This window comes from Bacillus sp. FJAT-52991, from assembly GCF_037201805.1.
Classification (GTDB): domain Bacteria; phylum Bacillota; class Bacilli; order Bacillales; family Domibacillaceae; genus Bacillus_CE; species Bacillus_CE kandeliae.
This window is the reverse complement of sequence record NZ_CP147404.1, coordinates 1,166,852-1,191,135: the sequence shown is the minus strand read 5'-3', so window position 1 is coordinate 1,191,135 and position 24,284 is coordinate 1,166,852. Positions and strand designations below refer to the sequence as shown.

Below are 24,284 nucleotides of genomic sequence, written 5' to 3'. Positions count from 1 at the left end.
TTAAGCAAGTAAATATATATAAAAAGGTTCAATAGATTGAACCTTTTTATTTCGAAATGACCATTTGTTCGTAACTATTATTCTTTATAGAAACTTTCAAATCTATTAAACATAGAAATATTAACTAATATTCCCATAGAAATAGATAGCAACATAAGAGACGTTCCCCCATAGCTAATAAACGGAAGAGTCACTCCAGTGATCGGAATCAATCCGCACACCCCTCCAAGATTAATACCGGATTGGATGGCAATCATACTAGAAATACCCACCGCCATCATCGAGCCAAATGGATCTTTACATTTGATAGCGGTATAAATTCCTTTCAAAACAATAAAACTTAACCCGCCAATAACAAAGATGACACCAAACACACCGAGTTCTTCAGCAATAACAGCCATAATAAAATCGGTATGAGGCTCCGGTAAATACCCTAGCTTTTGCACACTTTGTCCAAGGCCGGACCCAGTGACTCCCCCTGATCCAATCGCAAGGTAAGAGTTAACCACTTGATATCCATGTCCTTCTCGATGTTCAAAAGGGTCTAGATACCCAGTAAAGCGGCTGATTTTTTCCTCTGTGAAAATTCGATCTTTTTTCCAGATTAACATAGGAGAAAGAAGAACGGCAATCATTAAACCTAAAACGATCAATTTCCACATGCTTTTAAATTTCATACCTGAGGAGACAATGATCGTACATCCAATAAGAAATATGATAAATGCTGTTCCGAAATCCGGTTGAGCAGCAATGACCATGCAAATTAAGACTAGAAACACAATAGGAGGAATAACACCTTTGTTAAATGAATTAATATACTTTTGTTTCTTAGCATATACAGCGGACATATATATAATGATCACTAGCTTAGCAAACTCCGCTGGTTGAATACTCAGACCACCTAAGCTAAACCAACTTTGGGCATTGTTCGTCGTCTTTCCAAAAAACAATAGTAAAATTAAGACAGCAAGAATACCAAACAAACTAATAAATAAAAATTTACTATTTCTATATGCTTTATACGGAAACGCAGCTGCAGCGATAAAAAAGACCATAGAAATAATTAAAAAGATTTTCTGTCTATTATAAAAATAATCACTCGCTACTTCGTATTTTTGAACAGCAACGACAGAGCTTGCGCTATAAACCATCGTTAATCCAAAAAGGCATAATAAAATAAATACTGCAATTAAAGAATAATCATAAGACTTAAGAATTTTTTTCCACATAAACCTTCACCTCATCCCTTTTACATCTTACTATCCTTGGGATGTCTAATTTTATGTAAAAAAACTCAAACATTGAAAACATCTGTTTGAGTTTCTTTCACGTTTATTTTTCAGTAGATGCCTCGTGGAGAGCTGATAATTCTCTTTCTAGCGAATCGATCAGTTTTTTTCCATCTTGTTCATCAACCAGTCCTAAACGTATGGCAAAATCTATTTCACGGGATAAGCCAAACATTTGAGTATCAAGCACTTCCTCATAAAGAGGACATTGGGGCATCGTTAAGTTGTCCATTTGAACTTTAATGAGGCGCAAAATCTTTTCTGCGTCTGCTTCTAATAGAGAGTAGGCTTTTTCCCTGTGATCGACTTTCATTTCAGACGCCATTTGTAAACTCCCCCTGTTCCGTGCAATGGATTAGCTATAATTTAAAATTCTATCGTTAATCGGACTATTTTGCAAGGAATTTTACATTTGTCTCCTGACAAGAAAACAATTAAGAGCTATACTTTACTGTGAGCACCCAATACACGTAAGGAGGAAACACTGTGGAAAACATCATGCCTATTTATGGAAAGGTTAAGTTTTCTGTAACACTAGATCCAGGCGTATGGATTTTTGACGATCGCCGGATTGATCTAGATACATATTTTGATACGACCGAAACGAATAAGCTTTCTGAAGAGGAAGAATACACAAAGAACATTTCCCAATTTTGGGATAAAGAAATTCGCGAAGGGGCGATCTCACCACCCACTATCAAATCTGAAAAAAAATTTCTCAAAGAACAAATATTAAAAGGAACATTCGCTGTACCATTTGAACCATTTTTAAAAAATGCGGAACCAAATGAAGAAGCTGCTTTCATCATCATTGAAACAGAAAAGGGCGAACATCAACTCCCATTACATAGCGCCCGCAACATGATATTAGCTTTTTCAAAAAAGGGAAAACCACTTCGCGAAGACGGCCCTGTTCATGTGTTATATAAAGATGGTTCCAATCGTGAAGATCCTATTCGTCACGTGAAAGCTTTTCGAATCGAGTAATCGGCGAACAAACAGCAAGAAACAAATAAGTGAAGCAACACAGCGAAAAAGCATGAATGCTTAAGTGCACTCATGCTTTTTATTTCTTTTTCCCCAATAAAGTCGTATCTGTTTCGCTTATTATCACCGTTAATTCCTTAGATAAATCTAATTCATACGGCTCATCCAATTCACAGTTCTCTTCTTCTAATATTAATAATACAGGTCGGTCGCTAACATGTGGAGTTTGTCGAAGCACAACCCCTTTTCGATTATCATGCAAATGAACGGTCAAGCCATTTGGATAAACAACAATAGACTTACGAAAAGCTTCAACCATTTCCGCATCAAATTCAGTCCCTGCCCCTGCATATAGTATTTCTAGACCTTCGGAAGGAAGCATAGCCTGTCTGTATATTCTATTTGAAGTAACAGCATCGTACACATCGGTAACCCCTAAAATTTTCCCATATAAATGAATTTGGTCACCTGTAAGGCCTCGAGGATAACCTGTACCATTTATTCTTTCATGATGCTGATAAGCACAATGAGCAGCTGTAAGTGGAATGCTATGTTCTTTCCTTAAAATATTAAACCCATACTCAGCATGCTTTTTTATTTCTTCATACTCTTCATTAGTCAGCCGCGAAGGCTTCATCAAAATAGGCTGAGGGATAAGTATTTTTCCAATATCATGCAACATAGCCCCAAGGCCAATCTCTTCAAGTTGTCGAGGCTTCAATTGTAGCTTTAAGCTAAGTGCTAACGTATAGATCATGACATTCAGCGAGTGAGCTAAAATATAATTGTCGTGTGCACATACGTCAGAAAGCAAAGAAACTGCTTCTTTATGCTCCTTTATTTGATCAAGCATCTCACGTATAATACTCTTAAACTGTCTCTCCATTTTATCAAATGAAAACTTAGTGTTTAAGTTTTTCGTATTCACTACTTCCTCAAACGATTGCTTCATTATGCTGAGAGCTTCCTGGCGTGTTCTTTCTGTCACAGCAGGCCTAAACACAATATCTTCTGTTCTTTGGTCTTCCATATAAACAAATGTAATGCCCAGTTGTTGCAACCGGAATATCATTTGCTTTGTAAGCGGAATTCCATGTCCGATAAGAATTTGACCAGCCTCATTATATACTGGCTTAGCTAACTTAACATGCTCTTTTAATGTCGAAACAGCGACTAGTCTCATTTCCTAATAACTCCCATCTACCGCCATAGCCCCAGATCTCATTTATTAAAATCTCATATATTGCTTTCAATTGTTTATTTTAACACATTTCCCATTAATCATTGAGTTTTTTCGACATTAACAGACAAAAAAAGAACCTGATCCCGAAAAGTAATATTTAGTACATAAAGAGAATCATCCTCTTTATCTCTACATATTCTAATAAGAATCAGGCTATTATGAGACAATTTAATACTATAATAAATCAGCAGCTAATTGAGCTAAGCCAGACCTTTCTCCCTTCATCAGTTTAATATGACCAGCTACCGCTTGATCTTTAAATTTTTCAATCACATAGGTTAATCCATTATTATACTCGTCTAAGTAAGGATGATCAATCTGCGCGGTATCCCCCATTAATACAATTTTACTTTTCTCTCCGACCCTTGTTAAAATCGTTTTCACTTCATGTTTCGTTAAATTTTGTGCTTCGTCAATAATAATATATTGTTCCGGAATACTCCGACCGCGAATATAGGTGAGTGCTTCCACTTCAACAGAATTCAACCCCGCAAGAATTTGGTCAATTTCTCCCGATTTTTTCGTATTGAATAAATATTCCAGATTATCATAAATTGGCTGAATCCACGGTCGCAATTTCTCCTGTTTTTCTCCCGGTAAATAGCCAATGTCTTTTCCAACAGGAACAATCGGTCGAGCAACGAGTAACTTTTTGAACATTTGCAAGTCTTCTGTTTGAAATAATCCAGCAGCTAAAGCGATTAACGTCTTGCCTGTCCCGGCTTTACCGGCCATAGTAACAAGCGGAATGTCCGGCCTCATCAATAGCTCGATAGCCATTATTTGTTGAACATTTCGTGGTTTGATCCCCCAGATGATTTCCTCATCATGCAACAGTTTTTTCATATATTTCCCTTTTTCATCTACCATTGCTATAGCCGAAGAAGAGCTTCCTAGGGCATCCTTTAATAACAAAAATTGATTGGGGTAAAAAGGGTGATTAGCCACTTCTGAAAGCGCTAATTCTTTTTTTTGATAGAATAAATCTAACGTTTCTTTCGACACATATATTTCTAAAAAGCCTGTATATATATCGCTCATTTCGATGACTCGATCGCTTAAAAAGTCCTCAGATTCTAAACCAAGCGCGTCCGCCTTCACCCTTACTAACGTGTCTTTACTGACTAAAATAACTGGACGGCCATTCTCTTTTTCTTCTTCTTCTAATGATAAATTTTTAGCGACAGCTAATATGCGATTATCATTTGTCATTTCAATAAAAACATCTTGCAATTTTTGAAAAGAGCGGTGATTTAATTCAATTCGCAAGCTTCCCCCATTGTCTAACGACACACCTTCATGGAGTTTTCCCGTTTCCCGCAGTTTATCAATGATTTTCGATACAAGTCTAGCATTCCTTCCTATTTCATCCATATACCTTTTTTTCGAGTCCAATTCCTCTAAAACGACAGCTGGTATCACGATTTCATTTTCTTTAAAGGAAAAAATAGCGTATGGATCCTGTAATAAGACATTAGTATCTAAAACATAAATTTTACTCAACGAGACGCCTCCTGCTTTTCATCTTTTTTTATTATATGAAGATCAGTTTTGTTACGTTCTTACAGTTGAGCTGCTAAAAATATATGTGCAAATGCATAAAAATAGACGAAATTCGCACAATAGAAATAGAAAAATCTTATCAAAATGATAAAGAGGTGACTATATTGAAAAAAACTCTTCCTCTCCTCACTTTATTCGTGCTTTTTGGATGTGCACAAAACAAAGAAGTTGGTTTAGAGACCGAAGACAATCGACACAATTCTCAACCTTATCAAGTAAACGTTAGCAACGATCAAATCAATGATCAGCAACGCCTTTCTATCCAACAGGCATCAAACCGTTTAGCTGAAACAGCAAAAGACATGCCTGGAGTAAAGGATGCCACAGCCGTAGCAGCAGGCGATTATGCCATTGTTGGAATTGACGTAGATGCTAATCTTGATCGCTCGGAAGTAGGCTCGATCAAATATACCGTCGCTGAAGCACTTAAAAATCAACCATATGGAGCGAATGCTCTTGTTGTTGCTGACCCTGATTTATATGCAAGGTTACAAGAAGTAAGAGCAGATATTAATAATGGCCAGCCTCTTCAAGGTGTGGCAAATGAACTAGCTGATATTGCTGGACGCACCATCCCTGAAATCCCTGGAAACTTAACAGAAAGAAACGATGCTGATAAAGTAACAGAGCAACCGAAAACAAAGCTTGCCCCAAACGAAGATCGACAGTTAGAGAAACAACAGGAAGAGCAATCTAACCATCAGAAATAATCGCATACACGAAACGTGTAAAAACCGGAGCATAACACTAGCATTTACTACTTTTTCTAAAGAGATTAATCAAATATTTAAAAACCTTCTGCGGAGCTGAATTACAATTCAGTTCCCTTTTTTTAATGCGTCAATGACTTGTCGATCTAACTTTTCAGCAGCAACTAAATCATATGTTTTCTCATAAGTAGGCTCAGAGACAATTTTCGCCCCATAAAACATCACATCACGAATTTCTTCAATATGAACTTCGACAATCGACACTTTTAAAGGAATAGGTTCCTCTTGCTTGGATAGAATGTTACTTTTACCTGTAATCGTATATGTAGACTCATTTGCGATGATATTAATAGCCACAGCTGTATTTTTTTCTAAATTTTCAATCATTCGCGAGCGGCTAGTGACCGCAAAGCGAAGTGTGCTTTCATCAACAGCATAAATCCAGGAAATTGCATGAATCATTGGTCCGCCAGTTTCGTGGTCTATCGTCGCTATAGTCACAAGCCTGTCATTTTGTAAAGCTTCAAACAACGCAGGAATTAATTGTGTTTCCAAACGATTAACCAAATGAATCCCCTCCTTATTTAATTTCATTATACATGATCTTCCTGTGACTTCCGAATTTTATGAATGCATTCCTCTTCTTTCATATGAAGATGTTTCGAGACGGTCATGATATACTAATAAAAAAGCACGAGGTGGTTAGAAATGAGAGTTAAATGTATTTTATGCGAGAAAATTGAGAAGATTGATGATAATTTGCCCATCGCAAAAAGATTAAGAAATCGACCGATTCACACCTATATGTGTTCAGAATGCGACAAACGAATTGCCGAAAAGACAAGAGCACGCATCGCCACTGGTCAATTCCACATCTACCGCTCCGGCAAAGAAAAAGAATGGCTATAGCCCTCTGTATAAAAAAAGAGACCGCGATATGCGGTCCCTTTTTTTACATTTCACTTTCTTTTTTATGCATTCGTAATCTGATTTTGTATATCCCAAGAATTAACGCCGCTACAAACAAACTTTCAACTACTGGCAATTGGTAAGAAAGTATCAATAAAAGCAGGGAACCAACGATCAAGGAAATATATACAATGACATTCTTTCCAAATGATAGCTTCTTAGCAAAACCTAGATTGTACACAAAAATCGACAGTAGCACTAAGATAAGCCAGTAAATCCTGACAGCCCATGTTACCCCAACCCCATTAATTAAGGCGCCCAGTAGTGGACTGACATGTTCTAATCCTTCCACTTCCTCCCCCCCTTAATACTTAATTTTCTTCGTATTTCTTCTTTTTTGCAGCTCTTTCTCGCTCGTTCTTATCAAGAATTTTTTTACGAAGACGGATCGATTCAGGCGTAAGCTCACAATACTCGTCCTCGTTTAAATACTCTAGCGCTTCTTCTAGAGACATGATTCTCGGTTTTTTCATCGTAGTTGTTTGATCTTTCGTAGCTGAACGAACGTTTGTCGCTTGTTTCACTTTCGTAATATTAACGGTTAAGTCATTTTCACGTGTATGTTCACCGACAATCATTCCGCCATAAATTTCTGTACCTGGTTCTACAAAAATTGTTCCACGGTCCTCTACTTGCATAATACCATATTGAGAAGACTTTCCTGACTCCATAGAAACAAGTACTCCTTGGCGACGTCCACCAACACGTCCTGGCTGCATCGGCTGATAGCTATCAAACGTGTGGTTAATAATGCCATATCCTCGAGTCATCGTTAAAAATTCAGTTGTATAACCAATTAATCCACGAGCTGGGACATTAAACACGAGACGAACTTGCCCGTTTCCATTATTAATCATATCAATCATTTCGCCTTTTCGCGAACCTAATGATTCGATAACGGAACCTGTATACTCTTCAGGTACATCAATTTGAACGCGTTCAACTGGTTCACAACGAACACCATCAATCTCTTTAACAATTACTTCAGGCTTAGATACTTGTAATTCATATCCTTCACGACGCATATTTTCGATTAAGATCGACAAATGAAGTTCCCCACGTCCAGATACAATCCACTCATCTGGAGAATCTGTATTGTCCACTCGCAAGCTGACATCTGTTTCAAGCTGTGCTTCAAGACGCTCTTGAATTTTTCTTGCTGTAACGAATTTTCCTTCACGGCCAGCAAACGGACTGTTGTTCACAAGGAACGTCATTTGTAAAGTTGGTTCGTCAATACGAAGAATTGGCAATGCTTCTTGATGTTCAATCGGACAAATCGTTTCCCCTACGTTAATATCCTCCATACCAGATACAGCAATTAAATCTCCTGCATGAGCTTCTTGAATTTCAATACGTTTAAGACCCATGAAGCCAAATATTTTTGTTACACGGAAAGGTTTTATCGTGCCATCAATCTTCATTAAGGCAACTTGCTGACCTACTTGAATCGTTCCGCGAAATACGCGACCAATTCCGATACGACCAACATAATCATTGTAATCAAGTAAAGCCACTTGGAACTGTAAAGGCTCTTCTCTGTTATCTACTGGAGAAGGAATATGTTCAATAATTGCTTCATACAAGGCTTCCATATTCTCATCTTGCTTATCAGGCGTTGTGCTCGCTGTTCCATTAATACCAGATGCATAAATCACCGGGAACTCAAGTTGATCATCATTGGCATCAAGCTCGATAAATAACTCAAGAACTTCATCAATAACCTCTGCTGGACGAGCAAAGTCACGGTCGATTTTATTCACAACAACGATCGGGCGTAAATTCTGTTCTAATGCTTTCTTTAATACAAATCGTGTTTGGGGCATACAACCTTCATAAGCATCGACAACTAACAATACACCATCAACCATTTTCATGATTCGCTCTACTTCTCCACCAAAGTCAGCATGTCCAGGCGTATCTAAAATGTTAATTTTCGTATCTTTATATTGGATCGCGGTATTCTTAGCTAAAATCGTAATGCCGCGCTCTCTTTCAATGTCATTTGAATCCATTGCACGCTCTTCAATGTGCTCGTTGCTTCTAAAAATTCCAGATTGTTTCAGCAATTGATCAACAAGCGTTGTTTTCCCATGGTCAACGTGAGCAATAATCGCAATGTTTTTCAAATCGTTTCTTGTATTCAAATTAGTTCCTCCTGACTAATATAAGCATCTCAATTTCGATATCATTCTTCAATAACTGAATTATTATATCATAACACAACATGAATTCCTATTTGTTAATTATGATTGTCAAATCATTTTTTTATTGTAAAATAGAGAAAAAGGAGGGACGGATCGTGAAAGAATTCAAATGGATATTTTTTCTATTTGCACTAGCAGCTGCTTCTTGCATGATCGGCATGGGAATCGCCATCGGTGAGCGAAGCATAAGCGGAATCATTGGATGTACGGTTGCCCTTTTTGCTGTTATGGGGTTTGGTTTTTCAACGAAAGCAAAAATGCGCAGAGCAGGTAAATTATAAGAGATTATATGTAAATGGCTGTCCTGCAAGTAGCCAGGCACCTCCTGTTTATAGGGGGACCGGCTACTTGCAGGGCAGCCTTATTTCGTGGGTAATAAAAATTGATCAAGTATTTCCGAATGAAGATTTACTTCTCCAGCAAACACACTGTTGACAGAAAGCATGTCCAATTCTTCTCCAAGCAGTGTAGTTACAACTCCACCTACTTCTTCTACAATAATTTTTCCAGCAGCAAAGTCCCAAGGCGAAAGTCGCATCGTTAAATAACTATCTATTCTCCCGGACGCAACGTAAGCCAATTCTAATGCAGCTGAACCATAGGAACGAGTTCCTCGAACAGCTGTGGCTAAGGAAACTAGTTTATGTTGGTCAAAATAAGTATTTTTCACTAACCATGTAGCGTTAACGGCAATGAGCGATTGATGAACGGGAACTTTTTCTAAAGGTGGCAACTTCACTTCGTTCATATAAGCGCCTTTCCCTTTCTCAGCAAAATAAAGTTCATCATGGGTAACATCATAAATATAACCTAATCGTCCTACTCCATTTTCATAGATCCCTATAGAAATGACAAAATTCCGCTGCTGATGAATGAAATTCGTCGTACCGTCAATAGGGTCAATAATCCACACAGTCCCATCTAGTGAGTTTAGTTGATCTCCATTCCCTTCTTCTCCTAGAATGCTATGGTCAGGATATGTATCGCGAATATTGGAAATGAAATACTTCTCCGTTTCTTTATCCATATTTGTCACTAAATCATTAGGATTTGATTTTGTTTGTATGCTTAAAGAATGTTTAAATGAACGGCGGATTGACTCTCCCGCATCCGCAATCCACAACTTTGCATGTCGATCTATTTCCGTCCAATTTGCCATGACCATTCCTCCAACGTGGAAATAATGTACCAAGTGAAATTTTTTAACTTATTTGACATTATAGTATATAATTCCACTTTTTTAAATAAAAATAGACTCGCTAATTGGATAGACGAGCCCATGTTCTAATCCTTTTCATTTCTTCCCCTCTTTATAACTCACGCCTGTCAATTTTCTGTAATTGTTCCCATAATTGTCTTAATATTTCTTTTGATTTCTCCATTTGGACTCGCTCTCTCTTTTGCATCGCTTCAAACAGAACAGCCAACTCATAATCAAGCTCTAAGCGGATCACAGCTAGTCTTTGTTTCGTTTGCGTTTGTTTAATAAGACCATTCACCACTTGTTTCATCCTGTAACCACTCCTTTTTATGGTATGATATGGACGAACAATTCAAGGAGGATATTTCATGGAATTTACCGGTTTTACGACAGATGATTTTCAAGTATTTACAATTGATGGATTAGAACCAAGAATGGACGCTCTACAACAAAATATCAGGCCGAAACTAGAAGCTTTAGGGGCTTTTTTTTCACAAGAATTGAGTCAGCTAACTGGGGATGAAATGTTTTATCATGTAGCCAAGCACGCTCGCCGTACCGTCAATCCGCCAGATGACACGTGGGTAGCCTTTGCTAATAATAAGCGCGGATACAAAAAACACCCTCACTTTCAAATCGGCTTATGGGAGACGCATGTATTTATTTGGTATGCTGTCATTTATGAAGCACCTCAAAAAGCTGAAATCGGCTCCCTACTTGAAAAAAACGTGATGTCTATACGCGAGACCATTCCTAGTCACTTTGTCTGGTCAGACGATCACACCAAACCTACAGCTACCAAGATGATGGATTTGTCAGACGAACAGCTACTTCAACTATTCCAGCGCCTACAATCTGTGAAAAAAGCAGAAATACTTTGTGGCATTCATCTACATAAGGACGACGTCATCAAAATGAGTGAAACAGCATTTCTTGACACAGTCTATGATGCTTTTGTCAAATTAATACCCTTATACAAATTATCTTAAACAAATGAAGAGACTAACCAATCCACAACAGCGGATTAGTTAGTCTCTTTCATCGTTTTTAACTGTTATTTCATTTTAATTCGCTCGCCATCCTCGGCCGCTTTCATTTTTTGCACAGCATGGTAAGAAGAATAGCCGCTTACATCTTCAAATTCATTACAGAGCTTCTTTTCTTCTGCCTTACTCGGTACAATTTCTTTAAAACGACGATAAGCTGTCATCAGTTCTTCTTTATCGATTCCCTTCTCATAAGCGTTTTCGATCGCTTCAAAAAACTTAATAACATCTACCACTTCTTCCGTTGTCCAATCCGTTGAAAAAGGATAAGAATATTCCATGTGTATCACCTTCTTTTGTCTTTTCTTATGATGTTCCCCATTTTTTGCGAATGTCTTCACCATCCACAATCATCTTCTCCATCAGCTCACTCACGGATGGAACGTCATGAATTAACCCCATCACCTGCCCGGCCCAAGCGAATCCTTCATCATCTTTTCCTTCATGAATATAACGCTTGTTTGCTACTCCACTTATGTATTCTTTCAAGCTTTCGTAGTCGCCATGCTCTTCTTCAATAGCCAATATCCTATCTGTCCAGCTATTTGCGATGGCACGTGCCGGTGCACCGAGAGAACGCTTAATGACCACTGTATCATTTTCGCTCCCTTTGATCAAAGCCTTTTTATACAGTTCAGATGCATGAACACATTCTTTCGTGGCAATAAATCTCGTCCCCATTTCAATGCCTTCAGCTCCTAGAGAGAGGGCAGCCATCAATCCCCGACCATCACCAATGCCTCCTGACGCAATAACAGGGATATTGACACTTTCTACTACTCTTGGCACAAGTACAAACGTTCCTGTATCACTTCGACCAAGATGTCCTCCTCCCTCTTGCCCAACGACCATGACCGCATCCGCACCAAGCTCCTCCGCTTTTTGGGCTTGTCTAACAGCAGCGACAAGAACAAGTGTCTTAATCCCCGTTCCCTCTAGCTGTTGAAATAGCGGAGCAGGATTCCCTCCTGTCATCGAGATCACTGGTACCTTTTCTTCAATCGCCACTTCTAAATAGTGGGCAAATGGACGTCTTTGCTGACCGATGGAAAAATTAACACCGAATGGTCGGTCCGTCATTAAACGGATTTTTTTGATTTCATTTCGTAATTCTTCAGGATCAGCCAAAGACATCGCTGTAATTTGCCCCAGTCCGCCAGCATTAGATACAGCTGCTGCTAAATCGGAATAAGCTAAGTGTGCCAATCCCCCTTGAATAATCGGATATTGAATGTTTAACAACTTAGTGATTCTTGTTTCCCAATTCATGTTCATCCCTCCTCTTTTTTCATTTCTCCCTTTCAAAGCGTAAATCCTTTTTTCTTCTAAGAATATTAAAAACTTTCTAGGCAAACCTATATCAACATGCTATAATTCTTTTGTTTTATGCGAAAAATGTCGACTAATTATATTACCAATAAGTGAATTTATAAAAGAGGTGAAAGGTAAGTTGTCCCAATTTGAAACACCATTATTTACTGGCCTACTAGAGCATGCAAAAAAGAATCCAGTGCAATTCCATATACCTGGACATAAAAAAGGGAATGGTATGGATCCTGAGTTTCGTCATTTTATCGGAGAAAATGCCTTATCGATTGATTTAATCAATATCGCTCCTCTGGATGACCTTCATCAACCGAAAGGAATCATTCAACAAGCTCAAGATTTAGCTGCAGAAGCGTTTGGAGCCGATCACACATTTTTCTCCGTTCAAGGAACGAGCGGAGCGATTATGACGATGGTAATGACCGTTTGTGGACCTGGTGAAAAAATCATTGTTCCTAGAAATGTTCATAAGTCTGTCATGACAGCGATCGTCTTTTCCGGAGCGATCCCAATTTTTATCCACCCAGAGGTCGATAAAGAGCTTGGTATTTCTCACGGAATCACGGTAGATGCTGTTCAGCGTGCATTAGAGAAGCACCCTGATGCCAAGGGCCTTCTCGTCATTAACCCGACTTATTTTGGTGTTTCAGGAGATTTACAACAAATTGTCGAAATAGCCCATTCTTATGATGTACCTGTGCTTGTCGATGAAGCTCACGGAGTACATATTCATTTCCATGATGACTTGCCACTCTCAGCAATGCAAGTGGGCGCCGATATGGCTGCTACAAGCGTTCATAAGCTTGGAGGATCGATGACCCAAAGCTCGATTCTCAACGTGAAAGAAGGACTCGTATCGGTTCAACGTGTTCAAACGATTTTAAGTATGCTGACGACTACATCGACATCCTATATCCTTCTGGCTTCTCTGGACACAGCAAGAAGACAATTAGCTACACAAGGGAAAGCAATCATTGAGCAGGCGATTCAGTTGGCTCAGTCGATCCGTACTCAAATTAATGATATTGATGACGTATATTGCGTCGGAGAAGAGATTCTCGGCACGAAAGCTACTTTTGACTATGATCCAACGAAATTAATTATTTCTGTGAAAAATCTCGGCATCACCGGTCATGAAGCAGAGGTCTGGTTAAGAGAACATTACAATATTGAAGTAGAATTATCTGACCTTTACAATTTGCTCTGTATTGTGACACCAGGAGATACGAAAGAAGACGCTGAAATTTTAGTTCGTGCCCTACGTCAATTAGCGGATCAATGTACTGAATGCAACAGTCCGTCACATACGGAAGTTTTACTGCCTGATATTCCCGTCATCGCTCTATCTCCAAGGGATGCCTTTTATGCTGAAACAGAAGTCATTCCGTTTGCAGAAGCAGCTGGCCGAATTAGCGCTGAATTTGTGATGGTTTACCCACCTGGAATCCCTATCTTTATTCCAGGAGAGATCATTACAGAAGAAAATTTAGTGTATATAAGCAAAAACCTTGAGGCTGGATTACCCGTTCAAGGCCCAGAAGACTTCGAACTTAAAACACTTCGAGTGATTAAAGAACGAAAAGCAATTAGCTGACATCATTGAATAAAAAAGAAAGGCGATTCTCAACATGAGGATCGCCTTTTTATAGATAAAAAAATTAATCTTCTAATTCTATTTCTTCTTCACAACCACAGTGCGAGTATAAAACAGACACTTTTTCATCTTCGAAATGTTCAATTGTATCTAAACAGGACTTACAAACAATTGTACCCATGTTCAACATCCTCTCCTTACATTTTGTAAGCGGTTAATATTTGTATTTATAATAATATAACACATTTGATTTTTCAAGCCTAAATTGTATGTCACATTTATTTTTTTTGAATATTATTTTCCTAATATTATTGAATAAATAGAGACATCATCCATCGAAGAGAAAAATAGAATAACAGAATAATAACAGTAATGATGTAGCTTCGTTTACGACCAAGTAGTCTTTGAGCTACTATGACACATAAATAGAAAAAAATAAGAAATAACAACCAGTGAAATTCCGATGAATCTCCTTTTGATAACCAGCGAGCTAAAGAATAAAAGCTCCAAATCATCAATTGAATCATAAAAACAATATAATAAGCCATACAAATCATCCACTCATTTCATCACAGACTATTTTATCCCGCATTAACGGGCAGTAAGAACCCCCACCTCAAAATGGCTGAAGAAGCCAAGCCATTTAGGTGGGGATCAACTGCCCGTAAACGCCCGATCCGTTCAACTAACAATCAATAGGGGATGAAAAAAAACCCTACTGATTGAAGTTTCACTTTATTATATGAATGATCTTCCAGTTATTAATACTAGCTCGTCCAAAAAAAATAAGACTGCCTGAAACGACAGTCTTATTTTTTCATAAATATTATTTTACGATATGGATAGGTGTTCCTAGTGCTACTTCAGCAGCTTCCATAGAAATTTCACCTAATGTTGGATGAGCATGAATTGTCATTGCGATATCTTCAGCCGTCATACCAGCTTCAACTGCAAGACCAAGCTCAGAGATCATATCAGAAGCTCCTGCACCTGCAATTTGCGCACCGATGATCAAACCGTCTTCTTTACGAGTTATAAGCTTGACAAAGCCATCTGTGCTGTTTAGAGCTAAGGCACGGCCATTTGCTGCAAACGGGAATTTCGCTGCAACCACTTCGATACCTTCTTCTTTCGCTTCAGCTTCTGTATAACCTACAGTTGCTAATTCTGGCTCAGTGAAACATACAGCAGGAATGCCTAAGTAATCAATTTCAGATTTTTCGCCCGAAATGACTTCTGCTGCAATTTTACCTTCGTAAGAAGCTTTATGAGCTAACGGAGGACCTTGTACGATATCACCAATAGCGAAAATGTTTGAAACGCTTGAACGACATTGTTTATCGATCTCGATTAAACCGCGGTCTGTTAATTTCACACCAGCTTGTTCAAGTCCAAGCTCGTCTGTGTTAGGTCGACGTCCAACTGTTACTAACACGTAATCCGCTTCAACTTTTTCTTCTTTGCCGTCAGCTTCATAAGTAACAACAACACCATTTTCCGTTGTTTCAGCTGATTTTGCCATCGCTTTTGTTACGATGTTCACGCCTTTTTTCTTTAAATTACGTTTCACAAGGGCAGACATTTGCTTTTCAAAGCCACTTAAAATCTCTGCTGCACCTTCAAGAATTGTAATTTCTGTACCAAGGTTTGCATACGCTGTAGATAGCTCTGCACCGATATATCCACCGCCTACAACGACCATTTTGCTCGGAATTTCTTTCAAATTAAGAGCGCCAGTAGAGTCAAGCACGCGGTCAGAGAATTTAAAGTTAGGGATTTCAATCGGACGAGAACCGGTTGCAATGATCGCATGTTTGAAATTGTATGTTTGAGCAGAATTTTCATCCATCACACGAAGAGTATTGGCATCTACAAAATACGCTTCGCCGCGAACGATTTCAACTTTGTTTCCTTTTAACAGCCCTTCTACTCCGCCTGTCAATTTTTTCACTACGCCAGCTTTCCATTCTTGAACTTTATCAAAGTTAACTGTTACATTTTCTGCAACAATTCCCATGTCATCAGAATGTTTTGCTTGCTCGACACGATGTCCAGCAGTTAGTAACGCTTTTGAAGGAATACAACCAACGTTTAAGCATACGCCTCCAAGATTTGCTTTCTCTACGATCGTTACTTTTTGTCCTAGCTGTGCAGCACGAATCGCTGCTACATATCCACCAGGTCCTGCTCCAATTACTATAGTGTCCGTTTCGATTGGGAAATCTCCTACTACCATTTGTCTTACGCCTCCATTAATAAAAGTTCTGGATCATTTAATAATCGCTTAATGTGATTAAGCGCGTTTTGAGCAGTGGCTCCGTCAATCATGCGGTGGTCAAAGCTCAATGATAATGCTAACACAGGTGCGGCTATAATTTCACCATTTTTCACAATTGGTTTTTCAGAAATTCTTCCGATTCCAAGAATTGCTACTTCTGGGTGATTAATTACTGGAGTAAACCATTGTCCTCCAGCTGAACCGATGTTTGTGATTGTACATGAAGCACCTTTCATTTCATCTGGCGCTAATTTGCCGTCACGAGCTTTGCCAGCCAGCTCATTGATTTCATTCGAGATAGTAAACATGGATTTACGATCCGCATTTTTTACAACCGGTACTAGCAAACCTTTATCTGTGTCGGCCGCAATTCCGATATTGTAATAATGCTTTTGAATGATTTCTCCTGCTTCATCATCAAGAGAAGTATTTAATACAGGATATTCACGCAAAGCACTTGTTAAAGCTTTCACGACATATGGAAGGAACGTCAGCTTGATGCCTTTTTCAGCCGCTATATCTTTAAATTTCTTGCGATGAGCCCATAATTTCGTTACTTCTACTTCATCCATTAATGTAACGTGCGGAGCAGTATGTTTCGAATTTACCATCGCTTTAGCGATCGCTTTACGAATACCGCTCATTTTCTCGCGAGTTTCAGGGAACTCTCCTTCAGGTAAAACGACTTTTGCTGCAGCCTTCGTTTCTTCAACTGGCATTGCCTGATCTTCTTTTACTTCTGCAACTGCAGCTTCCGCTGTAGACGGCGCAGCCTTTCCTCCGCCTGATAAGAACGCATCAATATCTTCCTTTAACACGCGTCCGTTATTGCCTGTTCCAGCGACTTGACGAATGTCAACCTCGCGATCACGAGCATATTTTCGAACAGAAGGCATAGCGATCACTCGACGGCCAGGATCTACCTCTTCTTGTTGCACTGCTACTGGTGCTGTTTCTTTTTCTTGAACAGCTTCTTTCGCTCCTTCCGCCTTCTCTTCATGATCACCTTTAAACTTTAAGTTCTCATATCCAGGAGCATCAAACTTAACAAGTACGTCCCCAACGATCGCTGTCGTACCTTCATCTACTAAAATCTCTTCTACTGTCCCAGCGACTGGAGAAGGGATTTCTACTACTGCTTTGTCATTTTGCACTTCACAAAGCACATCGTCTTCTTGCACTTTATCGCCTTGCTTGACAAACCATTTAACGATTTCGCCTTCGTGGATACCTTCACCGATATCAGGTAGTCTAAATTCAAAAGCCAAAGCCTTCTACCTCCTATTAATGTCAAATATATTATTATGAATTAAAAAGTAAGTACTTTTTTCGCTGTTTCCATTACATCCTTATAATTCGGAAGCCATACAGACTCTGCTTGAGAGAATGGGAAAACCGTATCTGGAGCAGCGACACGTAACACAGGTGCCTCAAGGCTAAGAATGGCACGTTCATTAATTTCTGCTACCACGTTAGCTGCAATACCCGCTTGCTTTTGTGCTTCTTGAACAACGATTACACGACCTGTTTTTTCAACAGATGAAATGATCGTTTCGATATCAAGCGGCTGCACGGTACGCAAGTCAACCACTTCTACTGAGAAGCCTTCTTTTTCAAGCTCTTCTGCGGCTTTAATGGATTCATGTACCATCGCCCCATAAGTAATGATCGATAAGTCTGTTCCTTCACGCTTCACTTCTGCTTTGCCTAGCGGGATTGTATATTCCTCTTCAGGCACTTCTTGACGGAAAGAACGATATAATTTCATATGTTCTAAGAAAATAACTGGATCGTTATCACGAATCGCAGAAATCAATAACCCTTTTGCATCGTAAGGAGTGGATGGAATCACGACTTTTAATCCCGGTTGTTGTGTAACTAACCCCTCTAAACTATCTGCGTGTAATTCAGGTGTATGAACTCCTCCACCAAACGGAGAACGAATGGTTACAGGTGCTGTATATGTTCCACCAGAGCGATAGCGAAGACGTGCTAATTGTCCACTGACAGAATCCATTACTTCATAAACAAATCCGAAAAATTGAATTTCGGGTACAGGTCGGAAGCCTTCTAGAGCAAGACCAACGGCAAGGCCACCAATTCCAGATTCAGCTAGCGGCGTATCAAACACACGATCTTCACCGAATTCTTTTTGAAGACCTTCCGTTGCCCGGAAAACCCCACCATTTACTCCTACGTCTTCCCCGAAGACTAATACATTTTCATCATTCTTCAGTTCCGTGCGCAGAGCATCCGTAATTGCTTGGATCATTGTCATTTGCGCCATAGCTTACTTCGACTCCTTCTCTTTATATATTTCAAATTGCTCTTTTAAATTTCCAGGCATTTCTTCGTACATAATAGACATTAAGTCTGTTACTTTTTGTTTTGGTGTCTCATCCGCTTTTTTGATTGCCTCTTTAATTTCTTCTTTCGCACGTTCAATTACTTCATTTTCTTTCTCTTCATTCCATAAACCTTTACCTTCAAGGAATTTACGGAAGCGCACTAATGGATCTTTCTTTTCCCACTCGTTATCAAGATCTGAAGAACGATAACGTGTTGGGTCATCCCCAGCCATTGTATGTGGGCCATAACGGTAACACATTGTTTCAATCAGTGTAGGGCCTTCACCTTTAAGCGCGCGATCACGTGCTTCACGTACAGCAGCATAAACAGCAAGCGGATCCATTCCGTCTACTAACACGCTTGGGATACCAGCTGCAATCCCTTTTTGTGCAATCGTTTTTGCTGCTGTTTGCTTTTCACGAGGTGTAGAAATGGCAAACTGATTGTTTTGTACAATAAAAATGGCAGGAGCATTAAATGCACCAGCAAAGTTAATTCCTTCATAGAAATCACCTTGTGATGAACCGCCATCACCTGTGTATGTAACTGCAACCGCTTCCTTCCCGCGTTTTTTCAAGCCTAACGCTACTCCAGCATTTTGAACATATTGAGCACCGATAATAATTTGAGGTGCTAATACATTAACTCCTTCTGGAATTTGGTTACCATGAAAGTGTCCACGTGAGAATAAAAAGGCTTGGTATAGTGGTAGTCCGTGCCAAATAATTTGAGGAACATCACGATACCCTGGCAAAATCCAATCTTCTTTTTCTAAAGCAAAATGGGAAGCAATTTGCGACGCTTCCTGTCCAGCCGTTGGAGCATAGAATCCTAAGCGACCTTGACGGTTTAAAGAAATAGAACGCTGATCTAATACTCTTGTATATACCATACGAGTCATTAATTCTTGAAGCTGATCATCCGCTAATTGCGGCATGGCCTCTTCGTTAATAATTTCGCCATCTTCGTTTAAAATTTGAATCATTTCAAATTGATCTTCAATCATTTCGAGCGTTTTTTTCGCATCGAATGGTGCCTTTTTCTTAGCACTCATGAAAGCCACCTACCCTTTCGTTTTCTAAATAGTGTTTATGTTTATTGTGCAACTCGTCCCCATAATACATACTAACAATTCATTAGGGGAATGGAACTGCTTCTGTACTAGTTAAATACAACTTAACAACTAGTACAACCCCTAGTATACAGTCAATAGTTTATAATAATGAACAGCGTGAAGTCAAATAAAATAAAAGGATTATTCGTTCATTCGAAATAAATAAAATCTTTTCACAAAAACAACTGTATTACTACTAAAATGCATTCTGTACTATAAGAAAACAAAAAATTCTAAACTGTTATAGAGTAGATTCTTCCCAATTTCACCACCCATAAAATACTCTTTCCCTATTAAAACAAAACTAACCAACATCTTGCTCAATTATTCACTATTTTCTTCAAAGCTTACTCTTTCATTAACAAAATGACATTTATTTGATAAACTATCGATAATAATTGATGCAAAGAAAGAAGGTTCGAAATATGATTACAATGAAAGATATCGTCCGTGAAGGGCATCCTACTTTACGAGAAAAAGCTGCGGAAGTGGTTCTTCCTGCAACCGAACAAGACCGTCAAATATTAGCAAGCCTTATTCAATATGTACAAAACAGCCAAGATCCCGAAATAGCAAACAAATATGGTTTGCGCTCAGGTGTCGGGTTAGCCGCTCCACAAATCGGCGTTTCGAAACGAATGATTGCGGTGCAAGTGCATGACGACAACAATGAACTATTAAGTTATGCCTTATTTAACCCACGTATTATGAGTCATTCAGTGGAAAAAGCCTATTTAATAGCAGGAGAAGGCTGTTTGTCTGTTGATCGTGACGTCCCCGGCTACGTTCACCGTTATGCAAGAGTAACAGTGAAGGGAACTACGCTTGACGGAAAAGAAGTAAAGCTTCGTTTAAAAGGACTTCCAGCGATCGTTTTCCAACACGAAATTGATCATTTAAATGGCATTATGTTTTATGATCATATCGACTCACAGAATCCTTTCCAAGCACTAGAGGGTGCTACACCAATCGAACGATGAACGAACTCTATTGTTTCTAATCAGCAAAAAGGAGCCGTCTCGTAAGTAGTTGAGACGGCTCCTTTTCTGCACTGAAAGCGAAGCGACAGGTGCAAAAAAACTAATTTAATGGCATTTTCAAATAAGAAGTATCGTCCCAAAAGTTTGCGACGCAGACTTTTGGGACACCCCTTTTTACAATTAAATTAGTCCAAGTTTCTCAAGAGCTAAAAATATTCCATCATCAGCCACATCAGCCGTCACCATATTCGCCTGTTCTTTCACAAGTGGATGAGCATTCCCCATGGCCACACCCGTTCCCGCTGCTTGTAGCATTTCAATATCATTTAATCCATCTCCAAAGGCATATACATCCTCCAATTTAAACGGAAGGCGCTCTAGCATTTTCTTAATTCCTACCGCTTTAGAACCTCCTATGGGTAAAATATCAAGAGAATATGGATGCCATCTAATGAATGTAAATTCCGGAAACTGTTCTCGATATTCCATTTCATCCTCTTCACTACAAAACAGCAGTGTTTGATACAACTCATTTTGTTCATAAAAATCCGGTTGGGGTTCCGGATGAGGAAAATTCAAACTTCTGAAACTTGTTTCAATATACGCATGTTCAGGATGATTCGATTTCATCGTTAATTCGTTCATAAATACAAGTGGATGCTGTTTCTCTTTTGCCTGAACCACTAACTTTCTTAAAGGATCAATATGTAAAGGATTTAAATAAACGACTTCATCTTCAAATACAACATATTGCCCGTTAAAACTAATAAACGACTGGATATTCAGTTCTTTTCTCAAATCTCCAAACATAAACGGGGCTCTTCCGGTCGCAATAGCTGTATAAATCCCTTTATTTTGTAGCAATTTAACCGCTTCTTTTGTTCGAGCAGGAAGTTGTTTCTCACGATTTAGAAGTGTTCCATCAATATCAAAAAAAACGATTTTAGTCATCTTGACGACTCCTTTTATTTCCTTTATTATTCATAAAGTCTTCCGAATAAAAGCTAACTCAATTGTCAAGGAAAGTCAATGGAAGACACTATCATAATCCTGATTTTACCATCAATAAAACCCGATAAAAACGCTTTATACATAGCATACTATACATACAGCCACTTCGACCATTTCCTGTTTTACTTTATATTTGGACAGTATTGTGGTAAAATACAGCTAAGGAGTGATCCACTATGTTAAAGAAGCTAAAGAAGAAGCTTGCAAAACAGTGGAGAGATATGCTCAGAAGAAAATCAATCGCATAATAAAGAATGGTTGAGCCCTTCCTTTATGAAGGGCTGTCTTTGTGTAAAACGATAATAATTGTCCATACTAAATATAATCTTACTCAATCAAATCTAAAGCTTAAAACATGAAAAAGTATCGGACATTCTATATAATATAGCATACAAACAACGGCATTTATAAGAACTGGGGCACCAGTTTGGATATACATTTCGTCTTAAGGAGAGAATACAATGATTTTTAAAGTTTATTATCAAGAGCTGAGAACAGAAGTACCCGTACGCGAACACACAAGAGTTCTTTTCACAGAAGCAAACTCTGAGCGTGAAGTTCGTCAGGCATTAAAAAACCGCCCATATAATATTGAATTTGTTCAAAAGATAGAAAATTCTTATTTAGAGTACGAAAAGCAATCTCCAAACTTTAAATTGGAGCAACTCTAACTTATGAAATTTGTTAAAAATGATCAAACAGCTGTTTTCGCCCTAGGCGGTTTGGGTGAGATCGGCAAAAATACGTATGCGGTTCAATTTCAAGATGAAATTATTTTAATTGATGCGGGAATCAAATTTCCTGAAGATGAACTGCTAGGAATTGATTATGTTATTCCCGATTATACCTACTTAGAAAAAAATGTGGATAAGATCAAAGGGTTGTTTATCACTCATGGACACGAAGATCACATTGGTGGGATTCCCTACTTACTTCGTCAAGTGAATATTCCTATTTACGGTGGTAAGCTTGCTCTTGGATTAATAAGAAACAAATTGGAAGAGCATGGTTTACTTCGTCAAACGACTCTTCATGAAATTCACGAAGATGATGTTATTAAATTTAGAAAGACATCTGTTGCTTTCTTCCGTACGACGCATAGCATCCCTGACTCATATGGAATTGTCGTTAAAACACCTCCTGGGAACATTGTTCATACAGGCGATTTCAAGTTTGACTTCACTCCAGTTGGAGAACCAGCCAATTTAACTAAGATGGCTGAAATCGGAAAAGAAGGCGTCCTTTGCCTCTTATCTGACAGTACAAACAGTGAAGTACCTAACTTCACAATGTCTGAACGTCGTGTTGGTGAAAGCATCCATGATATTTTTCGTAAAGTGGATGGAAGAATCATTTTTGCAACCTTCGCTTCAAACATTCATCGTCTACAGCAAGTCGTAGAAGCGGCTGTAGAAAACGACAGAAAAGTAGCTGTTTTCGGACGCAGTATGGAAGCTGCTATCAATATCGGCCAAGAACTAGGCTATATCCGCTGTCCAAAGAATACATTTATCGATACTCAACAGCTGAATCGCTTACCAGCTAATAAAGTAACCATTCTATGTACAGGAAGCCAAGGGGAACCTATGGCTGCTTTATCCAGAATTGCTAATGGTACTCATCGTCAAATACAAATACAACCTGGAGATACAGTCGTCTTTTCTTCTTCTCCTATTCCCGGAAACACGATCAGCGTGAACCGGACGATCAATATGCTTTATCGTGCAGGTGCTGAAGTCATTCACGGATCATTAAGTGATATTCATACTTCCGGTCATGGTGGACAAGAAGAACAAAAGCTGATGCTTCGCTTAATTAAACCTAAATTCTTTATGCCGATTCACGGGGAATATCGTATGCAAAAGGTTCACATTCAACATGCGATAGACTGTGACGTACCAGAAGACCATTGTTTTATTATGGACAATGGAGATGTGTTAGCGTTGAGCAAGGATTCTGCTGAAATTGCAGGGAAAATCCCTTCTGGCTCTGTCTATATCGATGGTAGCGGGATCGGCGATATTGGAAATATTGTATTGCGCGACCGCCGGATTTTATCTGAAGAAGGACTCGTTATTGTTGTCGTAAGCATCAATATGAAGGACTATAAGGTGGAAGCGGGTCCGGATATTATTTCTCGTGGATTTGTCTATATGCGTGAATCTGGTGACTTAATTTATGAGGCACAAAGCATGCTCAATAAACATATTCATAAAGTGCTAAACAAGAAAACATCTCAATGGTCCGAGATCAAAAATGAAATCATTGATACATTAGCTCCGTTTCTTTATGAAAAAACGAAGCGTCGTCCAATGATTTTGCCAATTATTATGGAAGTGTAAACCCTTTACTGGGCACCTTACAAATTAAATGAACTGACAAAAAGGATGCAAAGAAACTTGCATCCTTTTTGTTCA

Annotated in this window: 27 protein-coding genes; 9 read left to right on the top strand and 18 right to left on the bottom strand. The window is 38.8% G+C overall.

What is annotated here, in order from left to right; translation table 11 throughout:
• Nucleotides 1-77: 77 nt before the first annotated feature.
• Entirely contained in the window at nucleotides 78-1,229 is a 1,152-nt protein-coding gene (locus WDJ61_RS06195; protein ID WP_338753859.1) for an FtsW/RodA/SpoVE family cell cycle protein, read from the bottom strand.
• A 103-nt stretch (nucleotides 1,230-1,332) separates the two neighbouring features.
• Nucleotides 1,333-1,614: a YlaN family protein gene (locus tag WDJ61_RS06190; protein WP_338753858.1), complete on the bottom strand. Its 282-nt coding sequence runs from the start codon at nucleotides 1,612-1,614 to the stop codon at nucleotides 1,333-1,335.
• 161 nt (nucleotides 1,615-1,775) lie between these two features.
• Here WDJ61_RS06190 and WDJ61_RS06185 point away from each other — a divergent pair, with 161 nt between their 5' ends.
• The gene (locus WDJ61_RS06185; RefSeq protein WP_338753856.1) at nucleotides 1,776-2,276 is read left to right on the top strand and encodes a peptidyl-prolyl cis-trans isomerase; all 501 of its coding nucleotides are present in this window, start codon (nucleotides 1,776-1,778) and stop codon (nucleotides 2,274-2,276) included.
• Nucleotides 2,277-2,355: 79 nt separating this feature from the next.
• On the opposite strand, the gene WDJ61_RS06180 is transcribed toward WDJ61_RS06185, so the two are convergent.
• Both WDJ61_RS06180 and WDJ61_RS06175 read right to left on the bottom strand, forming a co-directional pair.
• Nucleotides 2,356-3,459: an HD-GYP domain-containing protein gene (locus tag WDJ61_RS06180; RefSeq protein WP_338753855.1), complete on the bottom strand. Its 1,104-nt coding sequence runs from the start codon at nucleotides 3,457-3,459 to the stop codon at nucleotides 2,356-2,358.
• 234 nt (nucleotides 3,460-3,693) lie between these two features.
• Nucleotides 3,694-5,022 (bottom strand): PhoH family protein, encoded by a 1,329-nt coding sequence (locus WDJ61_RS06175; RefSeq protein ID WP_338753853.1) that lies wholly within the window; start codon nucleotides 5,020-5,022, stop codon nucleotides 3,694-3,696.
• 155 nt (nucleotides 5,023-5,177) lie between these two features.
• Between WDJ61_RS06175 and WDJ61_RS06170 the strand changes: the two genes are divergently transcribed.
• Complete coding sequence (locus WDJ61_RS06170; RefSeq protein ID WP_338754726.1) at nucleotides 5,178-5,792, top strand: YhcN/YlaJ family sporulation lipoprotein; 615 nt, start codon at nucleotides 5,178-5,180, stop codon at nucleotides 5,790-5,792.
• Nucleotides 5,793-5,900: 108 nt separating this feature from the next.
• Here WDJ61_RS06170 and WDJ61_RS06165 read toward each other — a convergent pair whose 3' ends face one another.
• Nucleotides 5,901-6,359, bottom strand: a complete 459-nt coding sequence (locus WDJ61_RS06165; RefSeq protein WP_338753852.1) for a pyridoxamine 5'-phosphate oxidase family protein — start codon at nucleotides 6,357-6,359, stop codon at nucleotides 5,901-5,903.
• A 141-nt stretch (nucleotides 6,360-6,500) separates the two neighbouring features.
• On the opposite strand from WDJ61_RS06165, the gene WDJ61_RS06160 reads away from it, so the two are divergent.
• The gene (locus tag WDJ61_RS06160; RefSeq protein ID WP_338753850.1) at nucleotides 6,501-6,701 is read left to right on the top strand and encodes a YlaI family protein; all 201 of its coding nucleotides are present in this window, start codon (nucleotides 6,501-6,503) and stop codon (nucleotides 6,699-6,701) included.
• A 43-nt stretch (nucleotides 6,702-6,744) separates the two neighbouring features.
• Here the strand turns inward: WDJ61_RS06160 and WDJ61_RS06155 are convergent, their stop codons facing one another.
• Together WDJ61_RS06155 and typA are read right to left on the bottom strand one after the other, a co-directional pair.
• Nucleotides 6,745-7,053, bottom strand: a complete 309-nt coding sequence (locus tag WDJ61_RS06155) for a YlaH-like family protein (RefSeq protein WP_338753849.1) — start codon at nucleotides 7,051-7,053, stop codon at nucleotides 6,745-6,747.
• A gap of 19 nt (nucleotides 7,054-7,072) precedes the next feature.
• A complete protein-coding gene (gene typA, locus WDJ61_RS06150) occupies nucleotides 7,073-8,908 on the bottom strand; it encodes a translational GTPase TypA (RefSeq protein ID WP_338753848.1) in 1,836 nt (611 codons plus the stop codon).
• A gap of 155 nt (nucleotides 8,909-9,063) precedes the next feature.
• Here typA and WDJ61_RS06145 point away from each other — a divergent pair, with 155 nt between their 5' ends.
• Complete coding sequence (locus tag WDJ61_RS06145) at nucleotides 9,064-9,249, top strand: YlaF family protein (protein WP_338753847.1); 186 nt, start codon at nucleotides 9,064-9,066, stop codon at nucleotides 9,247-9,249.
• A gap of 80 nt (nucleotides 9,250-9,329) precedes the next feature.
• Here WDJ61_RS06145 and WDJ61_RS06140 read toward each other — a convergent pair whose 3' ends face one another.
• Both WDJ61_RS06140 and WDJ61_RS06135 read right to left on the bottom strand, forming a co-directional pair.
• The gene (locus WDJ61_RS06140; protein ID WP_338753846.1) at nucleotides 9,330-10,127 is read right to left on the bottom strand and encodes an inositol monophosphatase family protein; all 798 of its coding nucleotides are present in this window, start codon (nucleotides 10,125-10,127) and stop codon (nucleotides 9,330-9,332) included.
• 151 nt (nucleotides 10,128-10,278) lie between these two features.
• Complete coding sequence (locus WDJ61_RS06135) at nucleotides 10,279-10,479, bottom strand: hypothetical protein (protein ID WP_338753845.1); 201 nt, start codon at nucleotides 10,477-10,479, stop codon at nucleotides 10,279-10,281.
• A gap of 58 nt (nucleotides 10,480-10,537) precedes the next feature.
• On the opposite strand from WDJ61_RS06135, the gene WDJ61_RS06130 reads away from it, so the two are divergent.
• Nucleotides 10,538-11,158, top strand: a complete 621-nt coding sequence (locus WDJ61_RS06130; RefSeq protein ID WP_338753844.1) for a DUF1054 domain-containing protein — start codon at nucleotides 10,538-10,540, stop codon at nucleotides 11,156-11,158.
• 65 nt (nucleotides 11,159-11,223) lie between these two features.
• Here the strand turns inward: WDJ61_RS06130 and WDJ61_RS06125 are convergent, their stop codons facing one another.
• Nucleotides 11,224-11,496, bottom strand: coding sequence for a UPF0223 family protein (locus WDJ61_RS06125; RefSeq protein WP_338753843.1), 273 nt, complete (start codon nucleotides 11,494-11,496; stop codon nucleotides 11,224-11,226).
• A 25-nt stretch (nucleotides 11,497-11,521) separates the two neighbouring features.
• On the bottom strand, nucleotides 11,522-12,484 hold the full coding sequence (locus tag WDJ61_RS06120) for a nitronate monooxygenase (protein ID WP_338753842.1): 963 nt from the start codon (nucleotides 12,482-12,484) through the stop codon (nucleotides 11,522-11,524).
• A gap of 181 nt (nucleotides 12,485-12,665) precedes the next feature.
• Here WDJ61_RS06120 and WDJ61_RS06115 point away from each other — a divergent pair, with 181 nt between their 5' ends.
• Nucleotides 12,666-14,135, top strand: a complete 1,470-nt coding sequence (locus WDJ61_RS06115) for an aminotransferase class I/II-fold pyridoxal phosphate-dependent enzyme (protein ID WP_338753841.1) — start codon at nucleotides 12,666-12,668, stop codon at nucleotides 14,133-14,135.
• 64 nt (nucleotides 14,136-14,199) lie between these two features.
• On the opposite strand, the gene WDJ61_RS06110 is transcribed toward WDJ61_RS06115, so the two are convergent.
• The 6 genes from WDJ61_RS06110 to pdhA form a co-directional block, all read right to left on the bottom strand.
• Entirely contained in the window at nucleotides 14,200-14,316 is a 117-nt protein-coding gene (locus WDJ61_RS06110; protein ID WP_094834900.1) for a GapA-binding peptide SR1P, read from the bottom strand.
• Nucleotides 14,317-14,443: 127 nt separating this feature from the next.
• Nucleotides 14,444-14,683, bottom strand: coding sequence for a hypothetical protein (locus WDJ61_RS06105; protein WP_338753839.1), 240 nt, complete (start codon nucleotides 14,681-14,683; stop codon nucleotides 14,444-14,446).
• 278 nt (nucleotides 14,684-14,961) lie between these two features.
• Nucleotides 14,962-16,371, bottom strand: coding sequence for a dihydrolipoyl dehydrogenase (gene lpdA, locus WDJ61_RS06100; RefSeq protein ID WP_338753837.1), 1,410 nt, complete (start codon nucleotides 16,369-16,371; stop codon nucleotides 14,962-14,964).
• A gap of 5 nt (nucleotides 16,372-16,376) precedes the next feature.
• Entirely contained in the window at nucleotides 16,377-17,681 is a 1,305-nt protein-coding gene (locus tag WDJ61_RS06095; RefSeq protein WP_338753836.1) for a dihydrolipoamide acetyltransferase family protein, read from the bottom strand.
• A 41-nt stretch (nucleotides 17,682-17,722) separates the two neighbouring features.
• Complete coding sequence (locus WDJ61_RS06090; protein ID WP_338753834.1) at nucleotides 17,723-18,700, bottom strand: alpha-ketoacid dehydrogenase subunit beta; 978 nt, start codon at nucleotides 18,698-18,700, stop codon at nucleotides 17,723-17,725.
• A 3-nt stretch (nucleotides 18,701-18,703) separates the two neighbouring features.
• Entirely contained in the window at nucleotides 18,704-19,816 is a 1,113-nt protein-coding gene (gene pdhA, locus WDJ61_RS06085; RefSeq protein ID WP_338753833.1) for a pyruvate dehydrogenase (acetyl-transferring) E1 component subunit alpha, read from the bottom strand.
• 485 nt (nucleotides 19,817-20,301) lie between these two features.
• Between pdhA and def the strand changes: the two genes are divergently transcribed.
• Nucleotides 20,302-20,856 carry a peptide deformylase gene (gene def, locus WDJ61_RS06080; protein WP_338753831.1) on the top strand — a complete coding sequence of 185 codons (555 nt, stop codon included), beginning with the start codon at nucleotides 20,302-20,304 and terminating at the stop codon, nucleotides 20,854-20,856.
• A gap of 180 nt (nucleotides 20,857-21,036) precedes the next feature.
• On the opposite strand, the gene WDJ61_RS06075 is transcribed toward def, so the two are convergent.
• The gene (locus WDJ61_RS06075) at nucleotides 21,037-21,807 is read right to left on the bottom strand and encodes a Cof-type HAD-IIB family hydrolase (RefSeq protein ID WP_338753830.1); all 771 of its coding nucleotides are present in this window, start codon (nucleotides 21,805-21,807) and stop codon (nucleotides 21,037-21,039) included.
• Nucleotides 21,808-22,328: 521 nt separating this feature from the next.
• On the opposite strand from WDJ61_RS06075, the gene WDJ61_RS06070 reads away from it, so the two are divergent.
• Together WDJ61_RS06070 and rnjA are read left to right on the top strand one after the other, a co-directional pair.
• Nucleotides 22,329-22,538 (top strand): DNA-directed RNA polymerase subunit epsilon, encoded by a 210-nt coding sequence (locus WDJ61_RS06070; protein WP_338753829.1) that lies wholly within the window; start codon nucleotides 22,329-22,331, stop codon nucleotides 22,536-22,538.
• Between the two features lie 3 nt (nucleotides 22,539-22,541).
• Entirely contained in the window at nucleotides 22,542-24,209 is a 1,668-nt protein-coding gene (gene rnjA / locus WDJ61_RS06065) for a ribonuclease J1 (protein ID WP_338753828.1), read from the top strand.
• Nucleotides 24,210-24,284: the final 75 nt, after the last annotated feature.